Origin of the sequence: Pyruvatibacter sp. (assembly GCF_040219635.1) — a bacterium.
GTDB lineage: Bacteria > Pseudomonadota > Alphaproteobacteria > CGMCC-115125 > CGMCC-115125 > Pyruvatibacter.
This window is the reverse complement of record NZ_JAVJSC010000003.1, coordinates 38,552-62,500: the sequence shown is the minus strand read 5'-3', so window position 1 is coordinate 62,500 and position 23,949 is coordinate 38,552. Positions and strand designations below refer to the sequence as shown.

Sequence of the window (23,949 nt, the reverse complement as noted above, 5' to 3'; positions counted from 1 at the left end):
TCAGCCGGTCGCCGCCGTCTCGTTTCTCGGCGCCCGATCCAACCGCCTCGTCGAGTCGCACGAGTCCGACGCCGAGCCTTCGTTCGAGGCCGTGCTGCGCACGATGTTCGAGTCCGGCTATCGCGGCGATGTCTATCCGGCGCCGTACATGTGGTCCGTCGGGCACGTCGGCGTCTTCCCGTCCTACCCCTTCCCCGAGGGGCTCGACCGGATGCGGGCGGGCAGTTCGTGATGAATGCCGCGGGCTTTGCGCGGATGCACGCGCGGATGGTCGCCTTCCCCGACGTCGTGTCGATGCTCGTCGCCACGCTGACCGAGGAGGACGCCCGTTGGCGACCGCCGAGCGGCGCGTGGTCCGTGATTGAGATCGTCAATCACCTCGCGGACGAGGATGTTGACGACTTCGGGACGCGTCTGCGCCTGCTGCTTGAGTCGCCGGATCTGGCATGGCCGCCCATCGACCCCGAGGGGGCCGCGACCGAGCGGGGGTACAATGAACGCGACCTCGCTGAGTCCCTCGCCCGCTTCAGCGCCAACCGCGACGGCGCGAGCGCGTGGCTCGCGGCGGTCGGCCCGGACGCCGACTGGGAGACGAAGAAGACGCATCCGGTCTTCGGATCGATGCTTGCGGGTGAACTGATGACGGCCTGGGCGGCGCACGACCAGCTTCATCTGCGTCAGCTCGGCAAGCGGCTGTACGAACTGACGTTGCGTGACGCCGGTGGATATTCCGCCGAATACGCGGGCGCGGCGCCGACGTGACGCGCCTTTACATCGGGGCGGGATTGACGCACGATGATCGGGTCGTCCGGCGGGACGGCCTGCAACTTCCCTCTTTCCGAACGGAGCAATCATGAAGAACGAAAAGTCCCTGGTGCTGATCGCCGCCGGCTGTCTGGCGCTCGCCGGCTGCGCCTCCAACAAGAACGCCGAGACGGCAGAAGCGCCCGATGAGACGATGGACACGATGGAGACGGCGGACGCCGTCGAGTCGGCCGAGCGCACGACCGACAATCCCTGGATCACCGACGCCGACGACTACTCCGGCGGCGAGTGGACGAGCGAAGCGGACGAAAGCGGCTACGTCGAAGCCGCGGACGACTATCGCGAGCCCGCGCCCGTCGAAATGATGCCCGAGCCGGCGCCGGAGACGAAGGTCGCCGAGTCGAAGCCCGTCGAGAAGCCCAAGGCCAGTGAGAAGCCCAAGGCGACGCCCGAGCCGGCGATGGCGAAGGGCGACATGTCGATGGAGGAGATGATGGCGGCCTACATGGAGGCCTCTACGCCCGGCGAGCATCACGAGCACCTGTCGCACTTCGTCGGCAGTTGGACGTACACCAGCAAGTTCTGGGAGTACCCCGGCGCCGAGCCGGGCTTGAGCACCGGCACGGCCAGTGTCCGCCCCGACCTCGGCGGACGCTACTTTGTTGAGCGCGTCGAAGGTTCCTTCATGGACATGCCCTTCGAGGGCCGCAACATGATGGGATACGACAAGGTGGCGAAGGAGTACTTCTTCGCGTGGGGCGATTCCATGAGCACGGGCATCATGGTCGGTCGCGGCCAATGCGACGGCGACGGCAAGGTCTTCACCTACCACGCCACCTACAACGATCCGATGGCCGGGCCGCAGAAGGTCAAGTCGGTGGTCACCGTCGTCAACAACAACATGCACATCTACGAGTCCTTCGCGCAGGACGAGAAGGGCCAGTGGTGGAAGAACATGGAACTCACCTACAAGCGCCGCAACTGACCAGGGCTGATCGCGCCGCCGCGGCCTTCGGGCCGCACACGCGCTGACGCGTGGCTGCGACCGAGCGACATCTCAATGTCCGATCCCGACCGTCCGGTTCATTCGAGCCGGACGGTCGTCGTTTTGTCGGGTGTGAACGCGGAAGTTTCCGCCATCTGTCGCGGCCCGCAGCCAAGGCGTCGGCAACGGGGCGAATCCCTGGCGGGTCCCGACGCGCCCTGACCTACGTTCGACGAGTTGTTTGAGTTCCTCGTTTCCCGTTGTCAGGAGAATTGAAGATGACGCGTCGAATCAACCCGCGGCGACTTGTGAGAATGTTCATCCGCAGTCCATTCATGCTCGGCGCCGCGATGGGGCTGATGGTGAACCTCGCCATCTATCCCGCCATGCAATCGGCGAGCGCGCAGACGGGCACGACGCCCGCGCCCAGCCGCCCGACATCCGGTCCGATGCCTTTCCCCGATCCGGGACTCGCCGACGAACTCGAAGGCTTTCCGCGCGAGGTGCACGAAGACATCTTCGGCGCCGACCCCGGCACGACCCACCTGCCCTACGACATGTTCGAGCAGATCGACGCGCCGGGGCTGTACCCCGGCGTCAACGCCGACGGCGAGGCGTTCGTCCTGGACGTCTATGACGTCCTGCTGACGCCGGCGGACGTCGAGCAGGCGGTGATCGACGAAGGCGTACAGGTTGATCCCGAGGATCTGCAGTGGATCGAGGACAATCAGTTCGAGGCGGTGGGCGTCTATGCGAGCATCGCGACGAACCTCGGCGCGCGCGAGGTCATCGCGTACCAGTTCACGGCGACGACCCCGGAGTACGGCCTGCATCACGTCCTCATGGTGGCGCAGGATCCGGAGTACTTCGCGACGCCCCAGGCGTCGATGAACATCAGTTCAGCCGGCGGCGGGTGCGAGAATGCGCTGCAGGGTGTGATCGACGCATTTGACTGTGACGGCACGATCGTCGTGGATCAGGCGTGCGTCAATGCGGCGCAGGCGGCGTACGACCTCGCCGTGGCCGCCGCTCAGGCGGACTGGGCGCACGCGATTTCCAAGGCCATCGCCGCGTACAACATCGCCATGGATGCGATCGCGGTGGCGAAGGCGGCGCTGCTCGCCTGGCGCATCGCGACGATCGCCATTCGACTGGTGCGCTGCCTGCGCCTGGCGTCGATTCCCTTCGTCGGCTCCGCGCTGGCCGCGGCATGCGTGATTCTCGAGACTGCGCGGGTCATCGCGGAGGAGATCGCCAAGCGCGCCGCGATCGAGGCCGCCAAGGCCGCGGCCGATCTGGCGCTGCAGATCGCCAAGGACAACGCCGACGCCATTCTCGACGCCGCGTTGGACCTCGCCTGCGACGCCCTGGTCGCGGCCCTCAACGCGTGCCTGGACTGCATCGAAGTCGAGATCACACCGGAACGCCGCACGGTGGCCGCGCCCGCGCGGACGGTCGTGATCCAGTGACCGCCACCCGCTGACGCACCTTCCGACCCCGGCCCGGATCCCCGACGGGATCCGGGTTCGTTTGAGACTGACGGCGACGCTTCCGCTCAGAGTCCCAGCGGTTTGACGCCGACCTTCGGATCGCCGACCGGCCCCGTCACGCTGTACTTGACGAGTTTGTCGGTGACGGCGCCGAGGACGTCGCCGACCTTGCCGAGCATGTTCTGGACCTTCTCCATGGGGCCGGCGTTCACCGTCAGGTCGAGCGTCCGCTCGTAGCTGATGAGCCCCTTCCCGCGAGCGACGACCGCCTTCGTCTCCGCGACGAACGAGGACAAATCCACGCCCTTGCCGGTGAGTTTGAAGTCGACGTCGAGCTTGTCCTGGGGTTCGTACGCATTGCCGGTGATCTGTCCGACGACGTCGAGGAGGTCGGCGAGGTCGGTGAGCACGGGGATGGCGATGAGCTGACCATTTCGGATCTTGAGATCGCCGGATCCCTCGACGGACGCGGGCAGGTTCGCGGCCGACGCGCGGACGCCGCCTGATGTGTTCAGGATGCCTTTGAGCTTCGGCAGATTGGCGTCCGTCGCCTGGGCGCGGAAGAACTTGTCGAGATCGACATCGGTGATCGTCCACGAGGCGGACATCGGCATGTCGGTCGCATTCAGATCGACGGAGGCGTCCGTCACGGCGATCGAACCGTTCAGCGCATTGATGTCGAACGTCGGCAGCGTCGCGATCCCCTGTGCGAGGCGCGCATCGAACTGCGCCTTCTTGATCGGAACTTCGATCTTCGTGAACGTCAGGTTGAAGTCATCGAGCGCCCCGTCGATCTCGAGATCGGACGCTTTCCAGTCGGTGAGTGGGAGGCGTCCCGAGAGGGTCGCCTTGAGGTCGCCCTTCGCCTTGTACTGGCGCAGCGCATTCTGCAAGGCGACGGGGAGTGAGCTGTAGTTGTCTTCATGGAGGTGCGTCTCGAGCGTGGTTTCGTCGAGTTCCGCGACGAAGGTGTCAATGTTGATTCGCCCCTTGAGATCGAGTTCGAAGACGGGTTTGCGTCCGACGACGGTGTCGAGCTTGTACCAGCCGGGCTCGCCGGCGTCATCGGGGGTCGCGTTGAGAGTCATGTTGAGGTCGGTGAGTTCCATCGCCTCTTCGTCGCCCTCTTCGCGCATCTCGATGATGCCGTTGACGATCTTGAGTTCGCGGATGCTGAAGACGTTGCTGAGGCGGGTGTCTTCCGGCTGGTCCTCCTGGTTCTTGATGTTCTTCGTCTTTGCGAAGGGCACGAGTCCCTTGAAGCCGCTTTCGCCGTCGGCGCCGGTCGTCCGGATGAGGCGCAGGTCGGGGGTGTCGAGGACGATGGCCTCGAAGACGAGCGGCTCGCCGATCCTGGGGACCTCCGCGAGCGTGACGGTGATCGACTTGCAGGTGATGACTTCGGTGGAGTCAGGCGCCGTGAAGGTGACGCCGTCAAGGATGATGGTGCCGGGTTGCTGGTAGGTGAGTTTCTGGAATTCGATCTCGGGGACGATGTAGGTGTTGGCGACCTTGACGATCTGCTTTGCGAGGTAGTTCTGGAGGTTCTGTCCGGCCCCCGATGCCGCGACGTTGCCGAGCAGATTCTTGCCCGCGGGCGTCAACAGGAGGGCGGCGAGTCCACCGGCGGCGAGGACGCCGACGATGAACAGAGCGATGAGGACCTTCTTCATGGGTGTCTTATTCCTGTGCTTGAAGAATGCGTAACTGAGCGACGCGAACGGCGTCCGGGTTGATGTCGGCGCCGACCGCGTGTCGGCCGGTCTCGATGGCCGCGACGAGCGTGGTGCCGGAGCCGCAGCACGGGTCGAAGACCGCGCCATCGGGTGGGCAGCACCCCTGAATAAGCATACGCAGAAGGGCGAGTGGCTTCTGCGTCGGCCATCCGACCCGCTCGTGGGCCATGTTGTTGAGGGCGGGGACATCCAGGACGTCGGTGGCCTTCTTGGAGCGTCCGGCCATGCGACGGCTTGTCGCGGGCACCTGGGGCGGGTCGAACCAGTACGCATCCGGGTCGATCGCGTAGAACAGGATATCGTCGTGTTTGCGGGCGAAACGACGGGGTGAGGAGCCGCCGAGGCCGTACGACCAGATCAGGTGGTTAACGAAGTGATCCGCCCCCAGCAGGTCGTCGAGCATGAGCCGGACATGGTGGGATGTCCGCCAATCGACGTGAATGAGCAGGTTTCCGCGCCTGTGCATCGCCGGGAGCGCCGCTTCGAGACGCGCTCGCATCCACGCCACGTACGCCTGGGGCGAGGGCCAACTGTCGACGAAGGCGCCTTCATTCGCCTCTTGCCGCGATCCGGTGTTGAATGGGGGATCGACGTACAGGAGGTCGATCGATTCCGGCGCCAGCGACCTCGCGGCATCGAGCCAGTCGGCGTGCGTCAGCCGCGCCGAAGCGCCGATGGAACGCCACTGAATCGGGGCGCGGGATGCGGAGGTTGAACGATCCGTCATGGATTTCCGCCTGACGGCTGCAGTCGATGCACGCTATGACTTACACTCTTCGGCGCGCGACGGACGGCGTCGGGCGGCGCGCGAGTGATCATACCACCCCGAGGAAGGACGCATGACGACGGCCATCATGAGCAAGAAGCAGGACAAGAAGGATCGCAAGGCGAAGGTCTCCATGGCCGCGAAGCACGACCGGCACGTCCTTTACCAGGAGTCCGTTCAGTGCGTCGAGGCGGAGATCGACTTCGTGGACGAGACGTTCAAGGACCTGCGCGGGCGGCACGCGGAACTCATCCGTGAGGACTTCTGCGGCACGTGCAACACCTCCTGCGAATGGACCCGGCGACGCCCGACCAATCGCGCGATCTGCGTCGATTTCGACGCGGAAGTGCTGGAGTGGGGGCGCAAGAACAACATCTCCATCCTCCCGGAAGCCGCGCAGAATCGTCTGACGGTCGTGCAGGACGACGTCCTGACCGTCCGCACCGATCCCGTCGATGCGGTGCTGGCGATGAACTTCTCGTACTTCTGCTTCAAGACGCGCGATCAGCTCCGCGCCTACTTCAAGGGCGTGCGTGACTCCCTCATCGACGACGGCATCCTCTTCATGGACTGCTACGGCGGGTACGAGGCGTGCCAGGACATCGTCGAGGAACGCAAGATCGACCGGAAGTTCAAGTACGTCTGGGAGCAGGACGATTTCGATCCGATCAGCAACACCCTCCGCTGCTACATCCACTTCAACTTCAAGGACGGCTCCAAGATGAAGCGGGCCTTCTCCTACGAGTGGCGGATGTGGTCGCTCCCGGAGATCCGTGAACTCCTCGCCGAAGCCGGCTTCTCACGCTCGACCGTCTACTGGGAGGGCGCCGAAGAGGACTCGGAGGAGGGCAACGGCGTCTTCGAACCCGTCGATCGGACCGAGAACGACCCGTCATGGGTCGCCTACATCGTCGCCGAACGCTAGCGCGGTTCCAGTCGCTTCGGCGCAGCCTGCCAGCCGCACATTCGTCGCGGCCTCAGAAATGTCCCCCCGGAACAGCGCATCCGGACGCGTCTCGGATCGTTGGGTGCTCTGCGGCGCCTGATTCGGGCGGGGCTGTGGTTCACAACGCGGTCCGCTCTCATGCCGCGTCGATCGCACGCCCGGAACCCGCCGCGACACTCCGAAATTGTTGTTTTCAATTATTATTGAAATGATTGATTGCCCACTCACCGCGATGTAGACTTCTCCGCAATGCCTGCCCTTTTGCCCATCGACGCCCGGGATGAACGGATCGTCGCCTCCATCGAGGCGGGTCTTCATCGCGTGGAGCGTCGGTTCAGCGACCAGCTCGACTCGCGGCTGCCTCCGGTTGCGGACCTGTGTCGGCATGTTGAGTCGTATCGTGGCAAGATGCTGCGTCCGACGCTGGTGATGCTGAGCGGCCTTGCCGCGAGCGATGGGGGGGCGTTGTCGGACGACGCCGTAACCGTCGGCGCCGTCATGGAGATGGTCCACATGGCCACGCTCGTGCACGATGACGTGCTCGACGAGGCGGACATGCGACGTGGCGGGCGCACCGTGAACGCGCTTCGCGGCAACGAGGCGGCGGTCATTCTCGGCGACTACCTGATTGCGCGATCGTTTCACCTGTGCAGTCAGATTGACGATCAGCGCATCGCTCTGCGCGTCGGCGCGGTGACGAGCGTCGTCTGCGAGGGCGAATTGCTTCAGTTGCATCACCGGGGCGACTGGGATCTCGACGAGGAAACGTACTTCGAGATCATTGAGCGGAAGACGGCGTCGCTGATTGCCGCGGCATGCGAGTTGGGGGCCGCGAGCGGCGGGTGCGACGAAGCCCGGTGTATGGCGTTTGGCGAGTATGGTCGTCGCATCGGTCTTGCGTTCCAGATTCAGGACGACCTGCTTGACCTGTTGGGCGAGGCTTCGGTTGTCGGGAAGTCGTTGGGGAAGGATCTCGAGAAGGGCAAGTTGACGTTGCCGCTGATTCATCATCTCGCGACGGTGGATCCGGCGGACCGTGATGCGTCGCTGACGGTGATTCGGTCTGGGGATTCGTCCGGCGTGGCGTCTCTGCTTCAGCGGACGGAGTCGGTCGGCTATGCCGCGGGCCTGGCGCGTTCGTATGTGCAGGACGCGATCGACCTCATGACGTCCCAGCCGGCGTCGGCGGCGCGTGACTGTCTGCTTGGGCTCGCCGAGGCGGTGGTGACGCGTCGTCGGTGACGCGTCGTTCGGGTGATGTCTGATTGGTGGCGATTGGCGTCTGAGTTGTTATACTGCTCGGCTCGCGTTTTGAACGCCCGTCGCCCGGCGTGAGTCGCCGGGCCGCCCAAGTCCATGACGAGGAAAGCAGCAATATGAGCCAGTTCAGCCGATTCTCCGGGAACAAGCCGACCGTGATCAAGGAATCCGCCAACGGCGTCAAGTACGTCGATTACAAGGATGTTGAGTCGCTTCGCCGGATGCTCAGCCCCAACGGCAAGATTTACGGTCGCAAGCGTCTCGGCACGACTGCCCGCGAGCAGCGCATGATCGCCCGTGCGATCAAGCGTTCCCGCTACATGGGTCTTCTGCCGTTCACGTCGGCGACGCTCTGATCGCTCTCTGATCATGATCGACGCGGAGCGCGGGATTCACCCTCCCGGCGCTTCTGTCGCGCGCTATGCTGGCGTCATGGCTGATCGCATTGAATTGATGCAGCGTTTCGTGGATGGGCTCTGGCCGGAGGCGGAGCGTCTCGGCTGGTCGTGGATCGGTTTTTACGAGATTGCTCCGGCGGGTGATGAGATGACTCTCGGTCCCTGCCGCGACCGTCCGGCGTGTTCGCCGATCGCGTTGACGGGGATGTGCGGTCGATCCTGGCGTGAGCGTGTCGGCTTGCTGATTCCGGACGTGCATGCCCACGGGGACGCGCACATCGTGTGCGATCCGCGCAATCTCTCTGAGATGGTGATTCCGCTCTTTGGCGTCTCCGGCGATGCGTCGTGGGGTGTCTTTGATGCGGACAGTTTTGAGAAGGATCGGTTCAGTCGTGGCGACGTGGAGCGCATCAACGCCGCGTTGGTCGAGCATGGGCTGACGCGTGCGTCGGCGTTCGAGCGTGTGTTGACGCTGTAGTCAGCGTTTTCTTCGGGCGCGGAAGAAGTTTCGGAGCAGTTCGGCCGCGCGTTCGGCGAGGACGCCCCGGATCGGTGCGACGCGGTGATTGAGGCGTGGGTCTTCTGTGATGCGGTAGAGCGAGCCGGCAGCGCCGGCCTTGGGGTCGTCGGCGCCGCAGACGAGGCGTCCGATGCGCGCGTTGACGATCGCGCCGGCGCACATGCAGCATGGTTCGAGTGTGACGACGAGGGTGCAGTGGTTGAGTCGCCAGTCGCCGACCGCCCTGGCCGCGGCCCGGATGGCGATCATTTCGGCGTGTGCGGTGGGGTCGTCGTCGGTTTCTCGTCGATTGGCGCCTTCGCCGAGGATGTGGGCGTTTTCGGTTTCGTAGACGACGGCGCCGACGGGGACTTCGCCCTCGGCCGCGGCCTGGGCGGCGAGTTCGAGCGCGCGTTCCATCATTGTGCGATCGACGTCGGTGACGTCGTGTTGGGGTGTCGGGCGTCGTCTGACGAATCGTCGCAGCGGTGCGTTCATCGTTTCTGCTCGATCTCACCTGCGATGCGGCTGGGCGGGACGAAGCGCATGAGCAGGACGCCGAGTTCGAAGAGGAAGTAGAGGGCGCCCCCGAGCATGAGCATGGAGAATGGGTCCTGCGGTGTGAGCACGGCGCCGGCGATGGCGCAGCCGAAGATGACGTACCGTCGCACCTTGCGAAGGTCTTCGGGTCGGAGGATTCCGGACCATCCGAGCAGCATGAGCACGATGGGGAGTTGGAACGCGATGGCGAAGACCAGCCCGAGCCAGAAGATGAGGGAGACGTATTCGCCGATGCGGTACTGCTGTGCGATGGCGCCGCCGCGTTGGCCTCGGAAGCCCATGACGATGTCGTCGGCGGTCTGGATGCGCAGTTCGTTGAGGCGCGTGTTGTACCACATGGTTCCGACGGGGGCGTCCGCGGGATCGACGTTGATCATGGGGATCTCGGCGAGCGCGATTTCGGGGGGCAGCGGTTCGATGTTCACGTTCGGCTGGACGACGGCGGTTCCGAATGAGATGAGGAAGAAGAGGGAGATGGGCAGGAGTGCGAAGTAGAGGAATGCCGCGGACGCGGCCGTGAGCACGGCGGAGAAGGGGATGAGGAAGTAGACGAAGCGGCGTTCGTGGTGGTAGAGGCCGGGGGAGATGAAGAGCCAGAGTTGGTAGAGGAGCCAGGGGAAGGAGACGAGCAGGGAGATGATCAGCGAGACCTTAATGTAGGCGCCGAAGGTTTCGAGAGGGCTGGTGGCGAGGAGTCCGGCGGGCTGATCGGCGGCGCGGAGGGCGTCGAGCAGGGGGATGGTGAGGACTTCGAGGATGCGTCCGCCGAAGACGAGTCCGAGGATGAAGATGGGGAGGATGCCGAGGAGCGCATGGATGATGCGTCGGCGCAATTCGTCGAGGTGGTCTCCGAACGACATGACGAGTGGATCGGATAGGGGCATGGGCGGTAGGACTCTCGGGGGGACCGTCACGGATCGCGGCCGCGATGCTGATGGTCGGACGATAATAGGGATCGGACGGGGTCGTCGAGTCGCCAGCGGGCCGTCGCCGGGCTTTTTTTCGATTCCTCGGCCGCACGGCGACGGAAGCGGGGCCCCGGCGCGTCTGGAGTGAACGTATGCGGATTCTTGAGGAAGCACGATTCACGCAGGAGGCGTCGCGGGGCGACCATGAGGCGATCGACGCCCTGTGGCGCGCTCACCGGCGCTGGGTCGCGGCGATTCTGCTGGCGCACAAGCCGCGGGGCGTCGAACTTGAGGACCTGCTGCAGGAAGTGGCGATGAAGATGGTCCGGGATCTCCACCGTCTGAAGGATCCGGCGTCGCTTCGTCCGTGGCTGCGTGCGGTCGCGGTGAATGCGGCCCGCACGGCGGGTCGGCGACGCAAGGTGCGGTCGGTCGTGCGGACGACGTCCGACGAGCGCGCCCTCGAACAGGGCGTGGACGCGGACGATCGACCGGACGCACAGGAGGATGGCCGCCGCCTGTTGGAACTGGCGCGCGATCTTCCGGAGGCGTACCGTGAGCCGCTGATGTTGCGGGCGGTGCGTGGATTGAGCTATCGGCAGATCGCCGATGCGCTCGAATTGCCGATCACGACGGTCGAGACGCGTCTGGCCCGGGCGCGGCGCATGTTGCGCGACGCCATGGCCGACGCGGCTCCCGACGGCGCGTCGAACGCGCAGGAGCAGTCATGAACGACAGCGACGAACGATACCAGGACGGACTGACCCGGGAGGAGATCCTCATCGGGCGCGTGACGGACGGCGAGGCCTCCTCGACGGACTGGCGCGAACTCGAATCGATGGCGGAGACGGACCCGGCCGTGCTCCAGCGTCTCGCCGAGGCGCAGCGCGTTCATGCTGAACTTGAGCGCGCCGTGGAGGATCGGATCGCGATCGCGGAGCTCGTCGAGGCGCGGGCGCTGCGTGCGGCGACGTCCTCGTGGTCGCGCTTCGGTCGCACGATGCAGCGCGTCGGCATGATCGGCGGCTGGGCGGTCGCGGCGACGCTCGGGGTCATGTGGTATGCGGGCCCGGGGCCCTCCAACGGTTCGAACGTGAACGGTCCGGTCACGAGCGGGTCGAACCCGGCGGTCGTCCGCAACGGGTCGTCGGGACGCGCGGGGGTCGTGCAGCCCGTGAACTTCGAGCAGTACGATCCGGACGTCGTCTTCGACGGGTACCTGCGCTCGGGCGTCAAGAGCGGTCAGATCCTCGGCGTGATGCCGATGGAGATGATCGAGGTGCAGCCGACGGCGTCGGGTCGCCAGCAGGTGATCGTGGTGCGTCGGATCGTGGAGCGTCGGGAGGTGGACGCGCTGGAGAAATTCGAGTGGCAGTCGGATGAGAACGGCATTCCGCGCCTCCAGCCGCGGCGTACGGGGAGCGGTGCGGGTCCGATGTGACGCGTTCCGTGACGAACAAGCACAACCAACTTCGAGTCTGTTTCAACCAAGAGGCACAGCCATGAAAGCATCAATCACACACATTCCACTGACGGCCGCGATCCTGGGCGGGCTGGCCGGAGCGTCGTTCCTGAGTCCGCCGGCGCTCGCGGCGCCCTCGGCCCCACCCGGACCGCCGCAGCCGGCCGCGGCGCCGATGGTGGCGATGGACGCGAGCGCACAGGACGCCGTCAACCGCTCCGTCACCGTTCTCACCGACGACGACGGTCGCGAAGTGAAGGTCGTTCTCGAGGACGGCGAATACACCATCTGGGTTGACGGCGAGAAGGTGCGTTCCGGCGACTTCTCCGACGCGCCGCGCGTGATGTCGATTGAGAAGGACGGCGAGGCGGTGGCGGTGCTGCGCCGGACGGGCGACGCCGCGTACAACGTGCGCTTCGCCGGAGACGAGCGTGAAGTCCGCGAGCGTGCGGCCCGTGAACTCCGGCGCTCCCTGAGCGGTCTGGAGGGTCGCGAGCGCGCTCTGACCGCGCTGCGTCTACAGCCCGGCGATGACGACGAGGTTCGCGTGATCGCGGAGATCGCCCACGAGCCGAAGGTCATGATGGGCGTGACGATGGAGGAACTTCCCGAGTCGCTCGCCGCGCAACTCGACCTCGACGCCGTCGGCGCCACGCTCCTGACAGGCGTCCTCGATGGGTTGCCGGCGCAGAAGGCGGGGCTTCGGATGCATGACGTCATCGTCGGCGTCAGCGGGATCGACGGCGCCTCCCCCGCGGACATCCGCAAGCGGCTGCGCGATCTCAAGCCGGGCGATGAGTTGAAGTTCCGCGTGCTTCGTTCCGGTCGCGAGCGCGACATCACGCTGAAGTTGGAGGCGTTCAACCCGGAGGCGTTGGGAATCGCCCCGAACGTCGTTCGCCGCTGGGGCGAGGACCGTTCGTTCCCTTCGGGCGAAGAGGTCGCGCCCAAGGCGCCCATCCTCGAGGTCGAGCAGTACCTGCGCAAGATGCAGGAGTCGTTTGAGCAGCAGTTCGACTCCGACGAATTCGACGCGTACTTCGGCGAGTTGTCGCGCCTGCTGGAGGATATCGAGGTTCAGTTCGAGCAGGAACCCGGTCGCTTCACGTTTGACGTGGAGATCCCCGGTCTTCAGCAGAAGGGCGCCGGCGCCATTTCGATCTTCCCTGAAGGCGAAGTCTTCAGCGGGGAGGACTTCCAGGTCTTCATCCCCGGCGAAGACGGCGAGGCGCGTGCGATCACGATTCCCCGCACGCCCAATCCGCCCGGTCTGCCCGGGCATTGGCGTGCGGAGTCGGGGACGTCCGTGCTGACGGAGCGGATGGACGCCATCGACGCGCGTCTTGACCGCATCGAATCCATGCTCGAGCGCCTGCTGCACGAGCGCGGCGACGACTCACACTGAGGCCCGCATTCGCGAAACATCCCGCAAGATTGAGCGAATCGCGCCGGTCGGACGCCTTCCTCGCAGGGCGTCCGACCATTTTCGTTTTGACGCAGCGCGTCGGTCCGACTTGAAGCCGCGGCCCGGTGATGTTCTGCTGAAGCGCATGGAACTGACGCCGCTGCGCTACTTTCAGGAGATCGCCCGTGTCGGCCACATGACTCGGGCCGCGTCAAGCCTGGGCGTGTCGCAGCCGGCGCTGTCCACGATGCTCAAGAAGTTGGAGGCCGAGGTGGGCGCCGAACTGCTCCATCGCACGGGCCGCGGCGTGACGCTGACGGAAGCGGGTCGCGTCTTTCTCGAGCACGCGGAAGAGGCGCTGCGGGCCGCCGACGGCGCCGTGGGCGCGGTGCGTGAACTCGTCGGACTTCAACGCGGCTCCATTCGCGTCGGCGGCGGGGCGACGGCGACGACGTACCTGCTGCCGGACGTCATCTCCGCGTTCCGCGCGACGCACGCCGGGCTGCACTTCTTCGTGCGCGAAGCGGGTTCCCGATCGGTCTCTTCCTCCGTGCTGTCGGGCGAACTCGATCTCGGCATCGTGACGCTTCCCATCCGCATGCCCGGCTCGGACGACCTCATGACGATTCCGCTGGTCGAGGATGAATTGCGCCTGATCGTGCCGCCGAAGCATCGGCTGGCGACGCGTCGCAGTTTCCGGTGGGACGACCTGGCGGGCGAGTCGATGGTCGGATTCGAGGCGGGGTCCGCGGTGCGTGAGGTGATCGATCGGGCGATGGCGTCTCGCGGCGTGTCGGTGAACATCGTGATGGAACTGCGCTCGATCGACAGCATCAAGCAGATGGTGCGTGCGGGCATCGGCATCGGGTTCGTGAGTCGGTTCGCGTTGAAGGCGAAGGAGGGGCTGCGCGGCCGCGACGAGCGGGTCGTGCGGCAACTGGCGATCGTCCGCCGCGCGGACCGCGTCCCGGCGCCGGGACCCGCGGAGTTCGAGGCGGCGCTGCGACAGCGGTACAGGTCGTGAGCGCCTAGACTGCCTGCATGACTGACATCCCCCGCAGACCATTCGGAAAGACCGGCCTCGAAGTCTCCTGCCTCGGTTTCGGCGGCGCGCCGATCGGGCTGCTGGAGACGGATGAAGGCGTCTCATCGCAACTGCTCAACGGCCTGCTCGATCGAGGCGTCAACGTCTTCGACACGGCGACGATGTACTACGGTTCGCAGGCGATGATCGGACAGTGCATCAGCCACAGGCGCGACGAGTTTGTGATCGTCACCAAGTGCGGGCTCGCGGGCGAGGCGGACAACCCCGATCGCTGGACGCCGGAGAAGATCACGCAGGACATCGACAACAGCCTGAAGGAGCTGCGCACCGACGTCGTGGACGTGATGCTGCTGCATACGCCGAGCGAGTCGATCCTCAAGCAGGGCGACGCGCTGGGCGCGGTCGTCAAGGCGCGGGAGGCGGGCAAGGTGCGGCACGCGGGATTCTCCGGCGACAACGAACTCGCAACATGGGCCGCGGCACAGCCGGACATTGAGGTCATCCAGACGTCCATCAACATGTGCGACCAGGTCAATATCGAAGGCCTGCTGCCTGCGGCGCGCGAGCACGGCGTCGGCATCATGGTCAAGCGTCCCATCGCCAACGCGGCATGGAAGAGCCAGGACGAACAGTACGAGCGATATCGCAACTACTACAGCTCGTACCACGATCGCTTCGCAAAGATGGGGCTGTCGATCGACGATGTCTCGGCCGCGGCCGGCGAGACATTGACGTGGCCCGAGGCCGCGCTGCGTTTCACGCTCAGTCACGACGGCGTCTCGACAGCGATCATCGGGACGACGAAGCCCGGGCACATCGATCAGAACGCGGCCGCGGCGGCGAAGGGACCGCTGCCGGAGCGGGCCGTCGCGCTCATCCGCAACGCCTTCAGCCGCGCCCGCGGCGGGGACGACTGGCCGGGGCTGACGTGATTCATGATTGAAGTCGAGACGGCGACGCTGTAGGCTGATGACCATCCGATTGGTCTTCCGGAGTCGTCGCCATGGCCCGATGCCCCGCATGCAACAAGCAGATTGTCTTCGGCGGAAAGCGTCAGAACGGCCACCGCTACTGCAACAGTCGTTGCGCCCACAAGCACGAGCCCGCCGCGCTCAACGCCCGGGAACTTCCGCCGGAGATCGTGGCGCATGAGTTGTTGCAGTTGTATGAATCGGAGTGTCCGACATGCGGCCGGCCGGGCCCGATCGACCTGCATGCGGCGCACTTCGTCTGGTCATTTCTCATTGTGAGTCGTCGAAGATCGCAGCAGTTTCTGTGCTGCCGGCGATGCGGCATGAAGCGCAAGTTGTACGGGATGGCGGCGACGTCGCTTGCGGGTTGGTGGAGCCTTCCGCTTGGCGTCATCCTGACGCCGATCTTCATCGTCCAGAACATCAGGGAGATGGGCCGTCCGGCGGCGGGCGCCCCCTCAGCCAGACTTGAGACGTACGTCCGCAACCGTCTCATCGAGAGCGTGGACTGGGCGGAATTCAAGAAGCAGGAAGCGATCGACGAGCCGGGCGGCTGGGACGCAGCCGAACCCGTCTGAGCAGCCGCCGCGACGTGGCGCCGATCCCGTATCATGCGGGCATGTCCGAAGACGCCCAATCACTGACGTTCGAACGCCTTCAGGCGATCATCCGCGAGCGGTATTCCGACACCGACGCCGCACGCGGGACGCCGGGAACGTTCATGTGGCTCATCGAGGAGATCGGCGAACTGGCGACCTCCCTGCACGAGTGCGCCCCGGGCAAGACGCCGACGCCGGAGCAGCGCCACAACCTCGAAGAGGAGTTCGCCGACGTCTTCGCGTGGCTGACGACGCTGGCGAACATCAACGACGTCGATCTCACGCGGGCGTTGACGAAGTACACCGACTACGAGCGGGTCAAGGGCGTCAAGGATTGATCCTTGGATCTGCGTGGCCGGGGCGTATACTTCAGGCATGTCGCGACGGCTCGTTCTGGCGCTGGCGGGGGCCATCTGGTGCGCCGGGTGTGCGTCGCACGACGTCTCGGTGACGCCGTCGCCCTCCCCCGCACAGCCGGTCGATCGATTCCATCCCGACTTCGCGCCGGGCTTGTCGATTCTCGAGGGATTCGATGAGCAGGCGTCGAATGTCGAGTGGCGTACGGGCGACGCGGCGCTGTACGGCATTCTCGTGGCGGACGGTGATCAGCGCGAGGTGCGCTTCGCGATGGTGCGCGTGCTGGATGACGTGCCGCGACCGGAGTCGGAGTCGGACATCTTCAGCATGCGGCTGATCCAGTGGGGGGACGGCCGGCAGCTCGCCTACTCGTACCGCGAGCGTCCGATCGAGGTGCGCATCCACGACGCTGACGGGCGGTTGATGGAGACCAAGGGGGGCGCGCTGGCGAAGGAACTCGCGGCGATGGGTCTGTGGCGCCCCGCCGCGGCCATGGAGGGGGTGACGACCCGCAAGGTCGAGGAACTCACCGACGAGCAACTCGACGGGCTCGGACGCGGGTTGGTCACGCTCGGGGCGATCATGGATTCGATCCAGGGCAATTCGTCACTGTTTCCGTTGATGATGCGAATCGTGAAGCGTCCGTCGCTGCTGGGTCTGCTCGGCGGGGTGTCGATCACCGTTGAGCCGCGATTCCGGGACGCGATCCCGTCGAACTGGCGCGGGGCGTCGGATCGGAGTCCGGCGCCGGCGTATCGGGTGCCGTTGATCGTCCGGGTGAACGGGGAGGTGGCGCTTGATTGCCTGCTGGACGTTACGCCGGCGCGGTCGCCGCTGCACGTCGGCGCGGGGATCGTGCGGGTCGAGGCGCGGAATCCATCGCGTCCTGACAAGTGGGCGCTGGTGGAACTTCTCGCCGCGAGACGTGGGGCCGCGGACTGACTTCGGCTATGATTTCCGCGGTCGTTCCGAATGATTCGAATCATCGATTGAGGGCTCCCCGATGCAGCGTTGGTCTCGTCATATCGTTCTTGGGTGCATCTCCATCTTCGCGCTGACGCTCATGTCCGCGGCATTGACCGGCTGCAACACGGTCGAGGGCGTGGGCAAGGACGTCAAGGCTGCGGGCGGCGCCCTTGAGGACGCGGCCGACGGCGATGACTGATCCCGGCGACCGATCCGGTTCGCGGCCGTTTCTGACGGCTCGTTGGGTCAATCTGTGCCTGTTCTCGTTCGAGACGCCGCGGGAGTTGCTGGCGCCGCTCCTGGCGCCGGGTCTTGAACTGGATTCGCTGGACGGCAAGGCGTTCGTCTCGCTGGTGGCGTTCCAGTTTCTCGACACGCGCGTCAAGGGCTGTCGCATTCCCGGTCACGTGAACTTCCCGGAATTGAACCTGCGTTTCTATGTGCGGGACGGCGACCGGCGGGGCGTGATGTTCGTGCGCGAGTACGTGCCGCGACGCGCGATCGCCGTGACGGCGCGGCTGCTTTACAACGAGCCGTACCTCGCGGCGGCGATGACCGCGCGCGTCACGCGCGAGGGCGGGCGCCTCGAAGCCATGTACGGCATACGTCGCGGCGGTCGCGAGCATCGCATGGGGGCGGTCGCGCGTGATGAGGCGTGGATGCCGGAGGCGGACTCGGCCGAGCACTTCTTCAAGGAGCACGAGTGGGGGTACGGCGTGAGTCGTCGGGGCGAGCGGCTGACGTATCGCGTTGAACATCCGCAGTGGCGCGTCTATCCGATCGAATCGGTCACGATCGACGTGGATTGGGCGGCGCTGTATGGTCCGCAGTGGCGCGTGATGCAGGATGTCGAGCCGTATTCGACGGTGTTGGCCGAAGGCTCGGAGACGCGCGTCATGCCCCTGTCGATGGCCGCAAAGGCGACGCCGGCGCCCCCCGTCAACGGGTGACGCCGGCGCCTGGGCCGCCTCGATGGGTCAGGCGGGCGCGTCGTGACGCGTCCAGCCCGAGTCGAGGAGCCTTGACCGAACGCCCGGGATACACTGGACGATTCTTTTTCTTCAACGGGGAAACGCATGCCGGATCCAGCGCTGTATCGCCCGCTCTTTCAACCGTTCGCCGCCGGCGGACTCGAACTCAGCAATCGCGTGGTCATGGCGCCGATGACGCGTCGGAAGTGTCCGCGTCCGAACGTTCCGGGCGATGAGATCGCGTCGTATTACGCGCGTCGGGCGTCGTGCGGACTGATCATCACCGAGGGCGTGCACATCGACAACCGCAACGCGTGGGACACGGACGATGTCCCCGGTCTGCACACCGCGGCGCAGGCGGACGGGTGGGCGGAGGTCGTCGAGGCCGTGCACGAGGCGGGCGGGAAGATCGCGGCTCAGTTGTGGCACACGGGTCGGCACGCTGCGGAACCGATCGGACCGTCGGCGATTCCTGTCGTTCGCGGCGACGGCACGCCCAAGGCGACGCCGCGCGCGATGACGTTGACGGACCTGGCGCAGGTGCGCGACGCCTTCTGCCGCAGCGCGACGCTTGCGCAGCGGGCCGGTTTCGACGCCATCGAACTGCACGGCGCCCACGGATACCTGCTCGACTCGTTCGTCTCCGGCGTCGCGAATCAGCGAGAGGACGATTACGGCGGAACGTTCGCCAACCGGATGCGTTTCCCGCTGGAGGTCGTCAGCGCCGTGCGCGAGGCGGTGGGGGACGGCTATCCCATCATCTATCGCTTCAGCCAGTGGAAGGTCGAGAATTACGACGCGCTGAACTACCCGAATCCGGACGCGCTGGGCGCGTGGGTGACCGCCCTGCGCGAAGCGGGCGCGGACATCCTGCACGCCTCGACGCGCGACGCGACCGAAGCCGCATTCCCGCCGGATCAGACGACCCTCGCCGGCTGGACGCGTCGCCTCTCTGATCTCCCCGTCATCGCCGTCGGGCGCGTCGCGACATCGGCTTCGATGGGCGAACCGGGCGATGTGCGCACGACGGACCCCGCTTCGGCCGCGGCCCTGGTCGCCAACGGAGAAGCGGACCTCATCGGCGTCGGCCGTTCGCTCATTGCCAATCCCGACTGGTGCGCGATCGTCGAGCGGGGCGACTGGCATGCGCTGGCGCCGTATCGCGTCGAGATGCTGGAGACGCTTGCGTAAGGCGTGAGGCGTCGGCGGGTACAATCCCCGCATGATGCTCAAGGATCGAATTGCTGTCGTGACGGGCGCGTCGGCGGGAATCGGGCGGGCGATGGCTCGTCGGTTCGCGTCCGAGGGCGCGCGTGTCGTCGTCAACGCCCGTCGCGCCGATCGGCTGGATGCGCTCGTGGGCGAGATCGTCTCCGATGGCGGCGCGGCCGTCGCGGTCTCGGGCGACGCCGCGTCGAACGAGACGATCGCGTCGATGCTGGATGCCGCGAAGGCGACATGGGGCGCCCCGGTGGACCTCGCCGTCGCCAACGCGGGTCGCGGCCTCTCGGGATCGCCCTTGACGTCCGACGAGGGCCAGTGGGAGGAGGTCATCCGCACGAACTTCCTCGGCGCGATGCGCTTCTGCCGGGCCGCGGCGGGGGCGATGCTCGAGTCGCTCGAAACCGACGACTGGACCCGCACGCCGCGCGATCTTGTTGTGATTTCATCCAGCGTCGGCAGGAATGTCTCGCCGTTTTCCTCGATGTACGGCGCCACGAAGTTCGCGATCACGTCCATCGCCGAGGCGATGCGGCGCGAGATCGGGCCCAAGGGAGTGCGCGTCACGGCGATTCATCCGGCGGTCGTCGAGAGCGAGTTCCAGGGCGTCGCGGGGTACGACGCGGCCCAGTTCGGATCGTTCATGGAGTCCATCGGGCCGGTGCTGCAGCCCGAGGACATCGCCGATCTCATCGCGTTCGCGGCGTCGCGCCCGGCGCACGTCAACCTCAACGACATCATGATCCGGCCGACGCGCCAGGACTATCCGTGAGCCGCCGCTGATGCTCGCGCGGGACACGATCGCCGCCGTCGCAGGCGCGCCGGGACGCGGGATGACGGGCATTGTGCGCCTCTCCGGGCCGCAGACGTTTGACGCGCTGGCGCGCACGCTCGCGATCGCGGCGGAACGTCGGCGCGGCGCGACGCTCAACCGCGTGCAATGTCGGGTGTCCGGTGAGGACGTGACGGTTCCGTGTCGGCTGCTGACGTTCGTCGCGCCCGGGTCGTACACCGGGGAGGACGGCGCGGAGATTCACCTCGTCGCGAATCCGTTCGTGCTCGACGCGCTGATGGATGCGCTGACGTCCGCGGATGGCGTGCGTCCGGCCGAGCCGGGTGAGTTCACGGCGCGGGCGTATCTCAACGGTCGGCTGACGATTGAGCAGGCGGAGGGCGTGCAGTCGCTGATCGCGGCGCGGTCGGACGCGGAGCTCGATGCCGCGAGGCGGTTGCTGTCGGGCGAGGCGGGCGAGCGCTACCGCGCCCTGGCGGACGAGGCGGGAACGCTGCTTGCGCTCGTGGAGGCGGGGATTGACTTCACCGATCAGGAGGACGTCGTCGCGATTGCACCGGACGCGTTGCGATCGCGGCTGGAGGCGTTGATTGCGTCGGTCGCCGCGCTGGCTGGTCCTGAGTCGATCGCAGCGGCGGAGCATGAACCGGTCGTTGCACTGGCGGGCCCGCCCAACGCAGGCAAATCGACGCTCTTCAACCGGTTGCTGGGTCGGGAGCGTTCGGTGGTGGCGGACGAGCCCGGCGTGACGCGTGACGTGATCCGGGAGCGGGTCGGGTTGGCGGACGCTCCGGCGTGGCGTGCGGTGCTGCCGTCGTCCTGCGCCTTCGACGGCGTGACGCTCGCGGATCTGGCGGGGCTGGACGCGGCGTTGGCGGAGCGGTCCGTCGTGGATGCCGCGGCTCAGGCGGCGGCGATGGATGCGTTGGCGCGTGCGGACGTGGTCATCTGGTGCGATCCGACGGGTCGATTTGCGGACGAGCCGGCGGGGGTCGCGGGCGCGCGGCTGCTGCGGGTGCGAACGAAGGCGGATCTGCCTGGCGCGTCGGACGGCTCGTTTCTTTCGGTGTGCGCGTTGGACGGGTGGAACGTGGATGCGCTGCGTCGTGCGGTGTTGGATGCGTTGACCTCGGCGCGCGCGACGGACGACCTCGCCGTCCTGCCGCGGCATCGGGGTGCGTTGCTGCGCGCCCGTCGCGGTCTGGAGGAGGCGTTGGCGATGACGCCGGCGACGTCGCGTCTGGGTCATCCGGAGTTGATCGGCGCGTCGATGCGTGATGCGTTGGACGCGTTGGGCGAGATCTCGGGTCGTGTGAGTCCGGACGACGTGATTGGCCGCATCTTCGCGACGTTCTGCGTGGGCAAGTGACGGGCGCGAAAAAAACCCAGGGACTCGAGTCCCTGGGTTCGTGTGATGCGTGCGTGTCGGACGTCGTGGTCCGTATTCGGTGTGGTGATTCGTCGGCTCAGCCGGCGGAGGTGACTTCCTTGACCATGCTGGGGGGAAGCGGGCGGTACTCGAGGGGTTCCATGGAGGATGTTGCGCGTCCCTGCGTGAGTGAGCGGAGGACGGTGGTGTAGCCGAACATTTCGGAGAGGGGAACCTCAGCGGTGATGAGTCGGGTGTTGCCGCGTTCCTCGGTGCCGACGATCATGCCGCGACGGCTGGACACGTCTCCGGTGACGGAGCCGATGTATTCGTCGGGGGTTGTGATGACGACCTTCATGACGGGTTCGAGCAGCGTGAGTCCGGCCTTGTGGCATGCGTCGATGAGCGCGAGGCGACCGGCCTGTTCGAATGCGACCTGCGAGGAGTCAACCGGGTGGTATGAGCCGTCAATGAGGGTGCACTTGATGTTGATGAGGGGGTAGCCCGCCATGACGCCGGAGACGGCGGTGTTGCGGATGCCGACTTCGACGGAGGGGATGAACTCCTTGGGGATCGAGCCGCCGACGATCTTGTTCTCGAAGGCGACGTTGTCCTTGAACTTGAGTTCGGCCTCTTCGGCCTGCTCGGCGGTGAAGGGCTCGATGTTGATGATGCAGTCGCCGAACTGGCCTCGACCGCCGGTCTGCTTGACGAACTTGCCGCGGACCTCGTTGGCGGAACCGGTGATGGTTTCGCGGTAGGAGACGCGTGGCTTTCCGACCTCGACGTTGATCTTCATATCGCGAACGAGCTTGTTCTTGATGATCTCGAGGTGGAGTTCGCCCATGCCGGCGATGATGGTCTGTCCGGTCTCATCGTCGTACTGGCTGCGGAACGAGGGATCTTCCCGACGGATGGTGACGAGTGCGTCGCCGAGTTTGCGCTTGTCCTCGGAGGTCTTGGGCTCGATGGACATGGAGATCACCGGATCGGGGAACGTCATGCGTTCGAGCAGGATCGGGTCGTTCATGTCGCAGAGGGTGTCGCCGGTCATGGAATCCTTGAGACCGATGACGGCGACGATCTGTCCTGCGTACGCCTCTTCGAGCGCGATGCGTTCCTTGGCGTGCATTTCGAACATGCGGGAGATGATCTCGCGCTTGCCGTTGCCGGCGTTGAGGACGCGTTCGCCCTTGGCGATTTTGCCGGAGTAGACGCGCATGTAGGTGAGATCGCCGTGTGCGTCGGAGACGACCTTGAAGACGAGTGCGGAGAAGGGGGCATCCACCCTGTTGGGGCGGGAGAGCTTCTCTTCGGCGTCTCTGGGGTCGGTGCCTTCGGTGGCTTCGACTTCGGTGGGCGCCGGGAGGTAATCGATGACGCCGTCGAGCAGGCGCTGCACGCCGATGTTCTTCAGGGCGGAGCCGGTGAAGACGGCGGTGCACTGGCGGGAGATGACGCCCTTGCGGATGGCGTCCTTGATTTCCTGCTCGGTGGGCTCCTGCTCCTCAAGGATCTTTTCCATGAGGTTGTCGTCGTAGTTGCAGGCGGCCTCCATCATGTCGCCGCGATGCAGTGCGGCAAGGTCGGCGACGGAATCGGGGATCTCCCGTTCCTCGACCTTGGCGCCGAGTTCGGAGGCGTCGAAGTAGTAGGCCTTCATCTTGATGAGATCGACGATGCCTTCGAGCTGATCGCCGTGTCCGATGGGGATCTGGACGGCGATGGGGTTGGCGCCGAGGCGTTCGCGGATCGAGTTGAAGCTGAATTCCCAGTCGGCGCCCGTCTTGTCCATCTTGTTGATGAAGCAGATGCGGGGGACGCCGTACCGTTCGGCCTGGCGCCAGACGGTTTCGGACTGGGCTTCGACGCCCTCTTTGCCGTCGAAGACGGCGACCGCGCCGTCGAGGACGCGCATTGAGCGTTCGACCTCGATGGTGAAGTCCACGTGGCCGGGGGTGTCGATGATGTTGATCTTGTAGTCCTGGCCGTTGTGGGTCCAGGGGCAGGTGGTCGCCGCGGACTGGATCGTGATGCCGCGATCCTGCTCCTCCTGGAGGAAGTCCATGGTGGCGGTGCCCTCGTGGACCTCGCCGAGCTTGTAGTTCTTGCCCGTGTAAAACAGAACACGCTCGGTGACCGTGGTCTTGCCGGCGTCGATGTGGGCGCAGATTCCGATGTTGCGAATGTGGCTGAGGTCCATGGTGATTCCTCGGTCACCCCATGACAGGTGGTTCGTGGCTGCTGTGTTCCGGAGCGGCGAATCCGCGACCGGGTCCCTTGTGAACGACTGTTGACTCTCCCCCGACCGCCTTGTCGGCTGCATCGGGTGAAAGATCTCGATTTGTGTGCGTGAAAATCTCGTCTCAGCGAGCGGCGGTGCAGATTGACCGGCCTCCCGCGTGTGTCGTCTGACGCCCGGCGGGTGTCAGGACCTCGTGGGTCTCAACACACGCCGGCCATGTCGTCGTTGTCA

26 protein-coding genes (1 of these 26 running past the window's edge) are annotated in these 23,949 nt (G+C 65.8%); 21 read left to right on the top strand and 5 right to left on the bottom strand.

The features are described 5' to 3' along the window. The 4 genes from RIB87_RS03720 to RIB87_RS03705 form a co-directional block, all read left to right on the top strand. Positions 1-232: the 3' end of a hypothetical protein gene (locus RIB87_RS03720; RefSeq protein ID WP_350143652.1), read on the top strand. The gene continues 497 nt to the left of window position 1, outside the view; the window shows 232 of its 729 coding nt (coding positions 498-729); the start codon falls outside the window, past its left edge; the stop codon is at positions 230-232. After that, a complete protein-coding gene (locus RIB87_RS03715) occupies positions 232-762 on the top strand; it encodes a DinB family protein (protein WP_350145551.1) in 531 nt (176 codons plus the stop codon). Before RIB87_RS03720 ends, RIB87_RS03715 begins: the two co-directional genes overlap by 1 nt. 91 nt (positions 763-853) lie before the next feature. Continuing rightward, positions 854-1,750, top strand: coding sequence for a DUF1579 family protein (locus RIB87_RS03710; protein ID WP_350143650.1), 897 nt, complete (start codon positions 854-856; stop codon positions 1,748-1,750). A gap of 314 nt (positions 1,751-2,064) precedes the next feature. Next, positions 2,065-3,219, top strand: a complete 1,155-nt coding sequence (locus RIB87_RS03705) for a hypothetical protein (protein WP_350143648.1) — start codon at positions 2,065-2,067, stop codon at positions 3,217-3,219. Between the two features lie 86 nt (positions 3,220-3,305). On the opposite strand, the gene RIB87_RS03700 is transcribed toward RIB87_RS03705, so the two are convergent. Both RIB87_RS03700 and RIB87_RS03695 read right to left on the bottom strand, forming a co-directional pair. Next, the gene (locus RIB87_RS03700) at positions 3,306-4,913 is read right to left on the bottom strand and encodes an AsmA family protein (RefSeq protein WP_350143646.1); all 1,608 of its coding nucleotides are present in this window, start codon (positions 4,911-4,913) and stop codon (positions 3,306-3,308) included. Positions 4,914-4,920: 7 nt separating this feature from the next. After that, positions 4,921-5,703, bottom strand: coding sequence for a DNA-methyltransferase (locus RIB87_RS03695; RefSeq protein ID WP_350143644.1), 783 nt, complete (start codon positions 5,701-5,703; stop codon positions 4,921-4,923). A gap of 112 nt (positions 5,704-5,815) precedes the next feature. On the opposite strand from RIB87_RS03695, the gene RIB87_RS03690 reads away from it, so the two are divergent. The 4 genes from RIB87_RS03690 to RIB87_RS03675 all read left to right on the top strand — a co-directional run bounded on the left by RIB87_RS03690 (position 5,816) and on the right by RIB87_RS03675 (position 8,824). Next, positions 5,816-6,667 (top strand): class I SAM-dependent methyltransferase, encoded by an 852-nt coding sequence (locus RIB87_RS03690; RefSeq protein WP_350143642.1) that lies wholly within the window; start codon positions 5,816-5,818, stop codon positions 6,665-6,667. A 270-nt stretch (positions 6,668-6,937) separates the two neighbouring features. Further along, the gene (locus RIB87_RS03685) at positions 6,938-7,930 is read left to right on the top strand and encodes a polyprenyl synthetase family protein (RefSeq protein WP_350143640.1); all 993 of its coding nucleotides are present in this window, start codon (positions 6,938-6,940) and stop codon (positions 7,928-7,930) included. A gap of 134 nt (positions 7,931-8,064) precedes the next feature. Beyond that, positions 8,065-8,304: a 30S ribosomal protein S18 gene (gene rpsR, locus RIB87_RS03680; protein WP_350143638.1), complete on the top strand. Its 240-nt coding sequence runs from the start codon at positions 8,065-8,067 to the stop codon at positions 8,302-8,304. A gap of 13 nt (positions 8,305-8,317) precedes the next feature. Continuing rightward, complete coding sequence (locus RIB87_RS03675) at positions 8,318-8,824, top strand: GAF domain-containing protein (protein WP_350143636.1); 507 nt, start codon at positions 8,318-8,320, stop codon at positions 8,822-8,824. Here the strand turns inward: RIB87_RS03675 and tadA are convergent, their stop codons facing one another. Both tadA and tatC read right to left on the bottom strand, forming a co-directional pair. Further along, the gene (gene tadA / locus RIB87_RS03670) at positions 8,825-9,343 is read right to left on the bottom strand and encodes a tRNA adenosine(34) deaminase TadA (protein ID WP_350143633.1); all 519 of its coding nucleotides are present in this window, start codon (positions 9,341-9,343) and stop codon (positions 8,825-8,827) included. After that, positions 9,340-10,266 (bottom strand): twin-arginine translocase subunit TatC, encoded by a 927-nt coding sequence (tatC, locus tag RIB87_RS03665; protein WP_350143631.1) that lies wholly within the window; start codon positions 10,264-10,266, stop codon positions 9,340-9,342. Before tatC ends, tadA begins: the two co-directional genes overlap by 4 nt. Positions 10,267-10,466: 200 nt before the next feature. On the opposite strand from tatC, the gene RIB87_RS03660 reads away from it, so the two are divergent. From RIB87_RS03660 to RIB87_RS03600, 13 genes are all read left to right on the top strand, one after another. Next, on the top strand, positions 10,467-11,045 hold the full coding sequence (locus RIB87_RS03660) for an RNA polymerase sigma factor (RefSeq protein ID WP_350143629.1): 579 nt from the start codon (positions 10,467-10,469) through the stop codon (positions 11,043-11,045). Further along, the gene (locus tag RIB87_RS03655; RefSeq protein ID WP_350143627.1) at positions 11,042-11,755 is read left to right on the top strand and encodes a hypothetical protein; all 714 of its coding nucleotides are present in this window, start codon (positions 11,042-11,044) and stop codon (positions 11,753-11,755) included. Before RIB87_RS03660 ends, RIB87_RS03655 begins: the two co-directional genes overlap by 4 nt. 61 nt (positions 11,756-11,816) lie before the next feature. Then, complete coding sequence (locus tag RIB87_RS03650; protein ID WP_350143625.1) at positions 11,817-13,181, top strand: PDZ domain-containing protein; 1,365 nt, start codon at positions 11,817-11,819, stop codon at positions 13,179-13,181. Between the two features lie 145 nt (positions 13,182-13,326). Next, positions 13,327-14,205: a LysR family transcriptional regulator gene (locus RIB87_RS03645; protein ID WP_350143623.1), complete on the top strand. Its 879-nt coding sequence runs from the start codon at positions 13,327-13,329 to the stop codon at positions 14,203-14,205. A 17-nt stretch (positions 14,206-14,222) separates the two neighbouring features. Next, positions 14,223-15,158 carry an aldo/keto reductase gene (locus RIB87_RS03640; RefSeq protein WP_350143621.1) on the top strand — a complete coding sequence of 312 codons (936 nt, stop codon included), beginning with the start codon at positions 14,223-14,225 and terminating at the stop codon, positions 15,156-15,158. Positions 15,159-15,229: 71 nt separating this feature from the next. Beyond that, positions 15,230-15,775: a hypothetical protein gene (locus tag RIB87_RS03635; RefSeq protein ID WP_350143619.1), complete on the top strand. Its 546-nt coding sequence runs from the start codon at positions 15,230-15,232 to the stop codon at positions 15,773-15,775. Between the two features lie 14 nt (positions 15,776-15,789). After that, positions 15,790-16,134: a MazG nucleotide pyrophosphohydrolase domain-containing protein gene (locus RIB87_RS03630; protein WP_350143617.1), complete on the top strand. Its 345-nt coding sequence runs from the start codon at positions 15,790-15,792 to the stop codon at positions 16,132-16,134. Between the two features lie 37 nt (positions 16,135-16,171). Further along, positions 16,172-17,095: a hypothetical protein gene (locus RIB87_RS03625; RefSeq protein WP_350143615.1), complete on the top strand. Its 924-nt coding sequence runs from the start codon at positions 16,172-16,174 to the stop codon at positions 17,093-17,095. Positions 17,096-17,156: 61 nt separating this feature from the next. Beyond that, positions 17,157-17,318, top strand: a complete 162-nt coding sequence (locus tag RIB87_RS03620; RefSeq protein WP_350143613.1) for an entericidin A/B family lipoprotein — start codon at positions 17,157-17,159, stop codon at positions 17,316-17,318. Further along, positions 17,311-18,069, top strand: coding sequence for a YqjF family protein (locus tag RIB87_RS03615; RefSeq protein WP_350143611.1), 759 nt, complete (start codon positions 17,311-17,313; stop codon positions 18,067-18,069). The genes RIB87_RS03620 and RIB87_RS03615 overlap by 8 nt, the downstream gene beginning before the upstream one ends. Before the next feature lie 126 nt (positions 18,070-18,195). Continuing rightward, entirely contained in the window at positions 18,196-19,281 is a 1,086-nt protein-coding gene (locus tag RIB87_RS03610; protein ID WP_350143609.1) for an oxidoreductase, read from the top strand. A 31-nt stretch (positions 19,282-19,312) separates the two neighbouring features. After that, positions 19,313-20,083 (top strand): SDR family oxidoreductase, encoded by a 771-nt coding sequence (locus RIB87_RS03605; RefSeq protein ID WP_350143607.1) that lies wholly within the window; start codon positions 19,313-19,315, stop codon positions 20,081-20,083. A 10-nt stretch (positions 20,084-20,093) separates the two neighbouring features. Next, the gene (locus RIB87_RS03600) at positions 20,094-21,473 is read left to right on the top strand and encodes a tRNA modification GTPase (protein WP_350143605.1); all 1,380 of its coding nucleotides are present in this window, start codon (positions 20,094-20,096) and stop codon (positions 21,471-21,473) included. A gap of 97 nt (positions 21,474-21,570) precedes the next feature. Here RIB87_RS03600 and fusA read toward each other — a convergent pair whose 3' ends face one another. Continuing rightward, on the bottom strand, positions 21,571-23,676 hold the full coding sequence (gene fusA, locus RIB87_RS03595) for an elongation factor G (protein WP_350143603.1): 2,106 nt from the start codon (positions 23,674-23,676) through the stop codon (positions 21,571-21,573). Between the last annotated feature and the right edge of the window lie 273 nt (positions 23,677-23,949).

What these genes read in the sequence shown, in the direction of transcription:
- RIB87_RS03620 (WP_350143613.1), top strand. Translation starts at nt 17,157, where the DNA reads ATGCAGCGTTGGTCTCGTCATATCGTTCTTGGGTGCATCTCCATCTTC.
- RIB87_RS03605 (WP_350143607.1), top strand. Translation starts at nt 19,313, where the DNA reads ATGATGCTCAAGGATCGAATTGCTGTCGTGACGGGCGCGTCGGCGGGA.
- RIB87_RS03675 (WP_350143636.1), top strand. Translation starts at nt 8,318, where the DNA reads ATGATCGACGCGGAGCGCGGGATTCACCCTCCCGGCGCTTCTGTCGCG.
- RIB87_RS03650 (WP_350143625.1), top strand. Translation starts at nt 11,817, where the DNA reads ATGAAAGCATCAATCACACACATTCCACTGACGGCCGCGATCCTGGGC.
- RIB87_RS03600 (WP_350143605.1), top strand. Translation starts at nt 20,094, where the DNA reads ATGCTCGCGCGGGACACGATCGCCGCCGTCGCAGGCGCGCCGGGACGC.
- RIB87_RS03640 (WP_350143621.1), top strand. Translation starts at nt 14,223, where the DNA reads ATGACTGACATCCCCCGCAGACCATTCGGAAAGACCGGCCTCGAAGTC.
- RIB87_RS03645 (WP_350143623.1), top strand. Translation starts at nt 13,327, where the DNA reads ATGGAACTGACGCCGCTGCGCTACTTTCAGGAGATCGCCCGTGTCGGC.
- RIB87_RS03690 (WP_350143642.1), top strand. Translation starts at nt 5,816, where the DNA reads ATGACGACGGCCATCATGAGCAAGAAGCAGGACAAGAAGGATCGCAAG.
- rpsR (WP_350143638.1), top strand. Translation starts at nt 8,065, where the DNA reads ATGAGCCAGTTCAGCCGATTCTCCGGGAACAAGCCGACCGTGATCAAG.
- RIB87_RS03625 (WP_350143615.1), top strand. Translation starts at nt 16,172, where the DNA reads ATGTCGCGACGGCTCGTTCTGGCGCTGGCGGGGGCCATCTGGTGCGCC.
- RIB87_RS03710 (WP_350143650.1), top strand. Translation starts at nt 854, where the DNA reads ATGAAGAACGAAAAGTCCCTGGTGCTGATCGCCGCCGGCTGTCTGGCG.
- fusA (WP_350143603.1), bottom strand. Translation starts at nt 23,676, where the DNA reads ATGGACCTCAGCCACATTCGCAACATCGGAATCTGCGCCCACATCGAC.
- RIB87_RS03660 (WP_350143629.1), top strand. Translation starts at nt 10,467, where the DNA reads ATGCGGATTCTTGAGGAAGCACGATTCACGCAGGAGGCGTCGCGGGGC.
- RIB87_RS03715 (WP_350145551.1), top strand. Translation starts at nt 232, where the DNA reads ATGAATGCCGCGGGCTTTGCGCGGATGCACGCGCGGATGGTCGCCTTC.
- tatC (WP_350143631.1), bottom strand. Translation starts at nt 10,266, where the DNA reads ATGTCGTTCGGAGACCACCTCGACGAATTGCGCCGACGCATCATCCAT.
- RIB87_RS03685 (WP_350143640.1), top strand. Translation starts at nt 6,938, where the DNA reads ATGCCTGCCCTTTTGCCCATCGACGCCCGGGATGAACGGATCGTCGCC.
- RIB87_RS03635 (WP_350143619.1), top strand. Translation starts at nt 15,230, where the DNA reads ATGGCCCGATGCCCCGCATGCAACAAGCAGATTGTCTTCGGCGGAAAG.
- RIB87_RS03695 (WP_350143644.1), bottom strand. Translation starts at nt 5,703, where the DNA reads ATGACGGATCGTTCAACCTCCGCATCCCGCGCCCCGATTCAGTGGCGT.
- RIB87_RS03610 (WP_350143609.1), top strand. Translation starts at nt 18,196, where the DNA reads ATGCCGGATCCAGCGCTGTATCGCCCGCTCTTTCAACCGTTCGCCGCC.
- RIB87_RS03705 (WP_350143648.1), top strand. Translation starts at nt 2,065, where the DNA reads ATGTTCATCCGCAGTCCATTCATGCTCGGCGCCGCGATGGGGCTGATG.
- RIB87_RS03700 (WP_350143646.1), bottom strand. Translation starts at nt 4,913, where the DNA reads ATGAAGAAGGTCCTCATCGCTCTGTTCATCGTCGGCGTCCTCGCCGCC.
- RIB87_RS03655 (WP_350143627.1), top strand. Translation starts at nt 11,042, where the DNA reads ATGAACGACAGCGACGAACGATACCAGGACGGACTGACCCGGGAGGAG.
- RIB87_RS03615 (WP_350143611.1), top strand. Translation starts at nt 17,311, where the DNA reads ATGACTGATCCCGGCGACCGATCCGGTTCGCGGCCGTTTCTGACGGCT.
- tadA (WP_350143633.1), bottom strand. Translation starts at nt 9,343, where the DNA reads ATGAACGCACCGCTGCGACGATTCGTCAGACGACGCCCGACACCCCAA.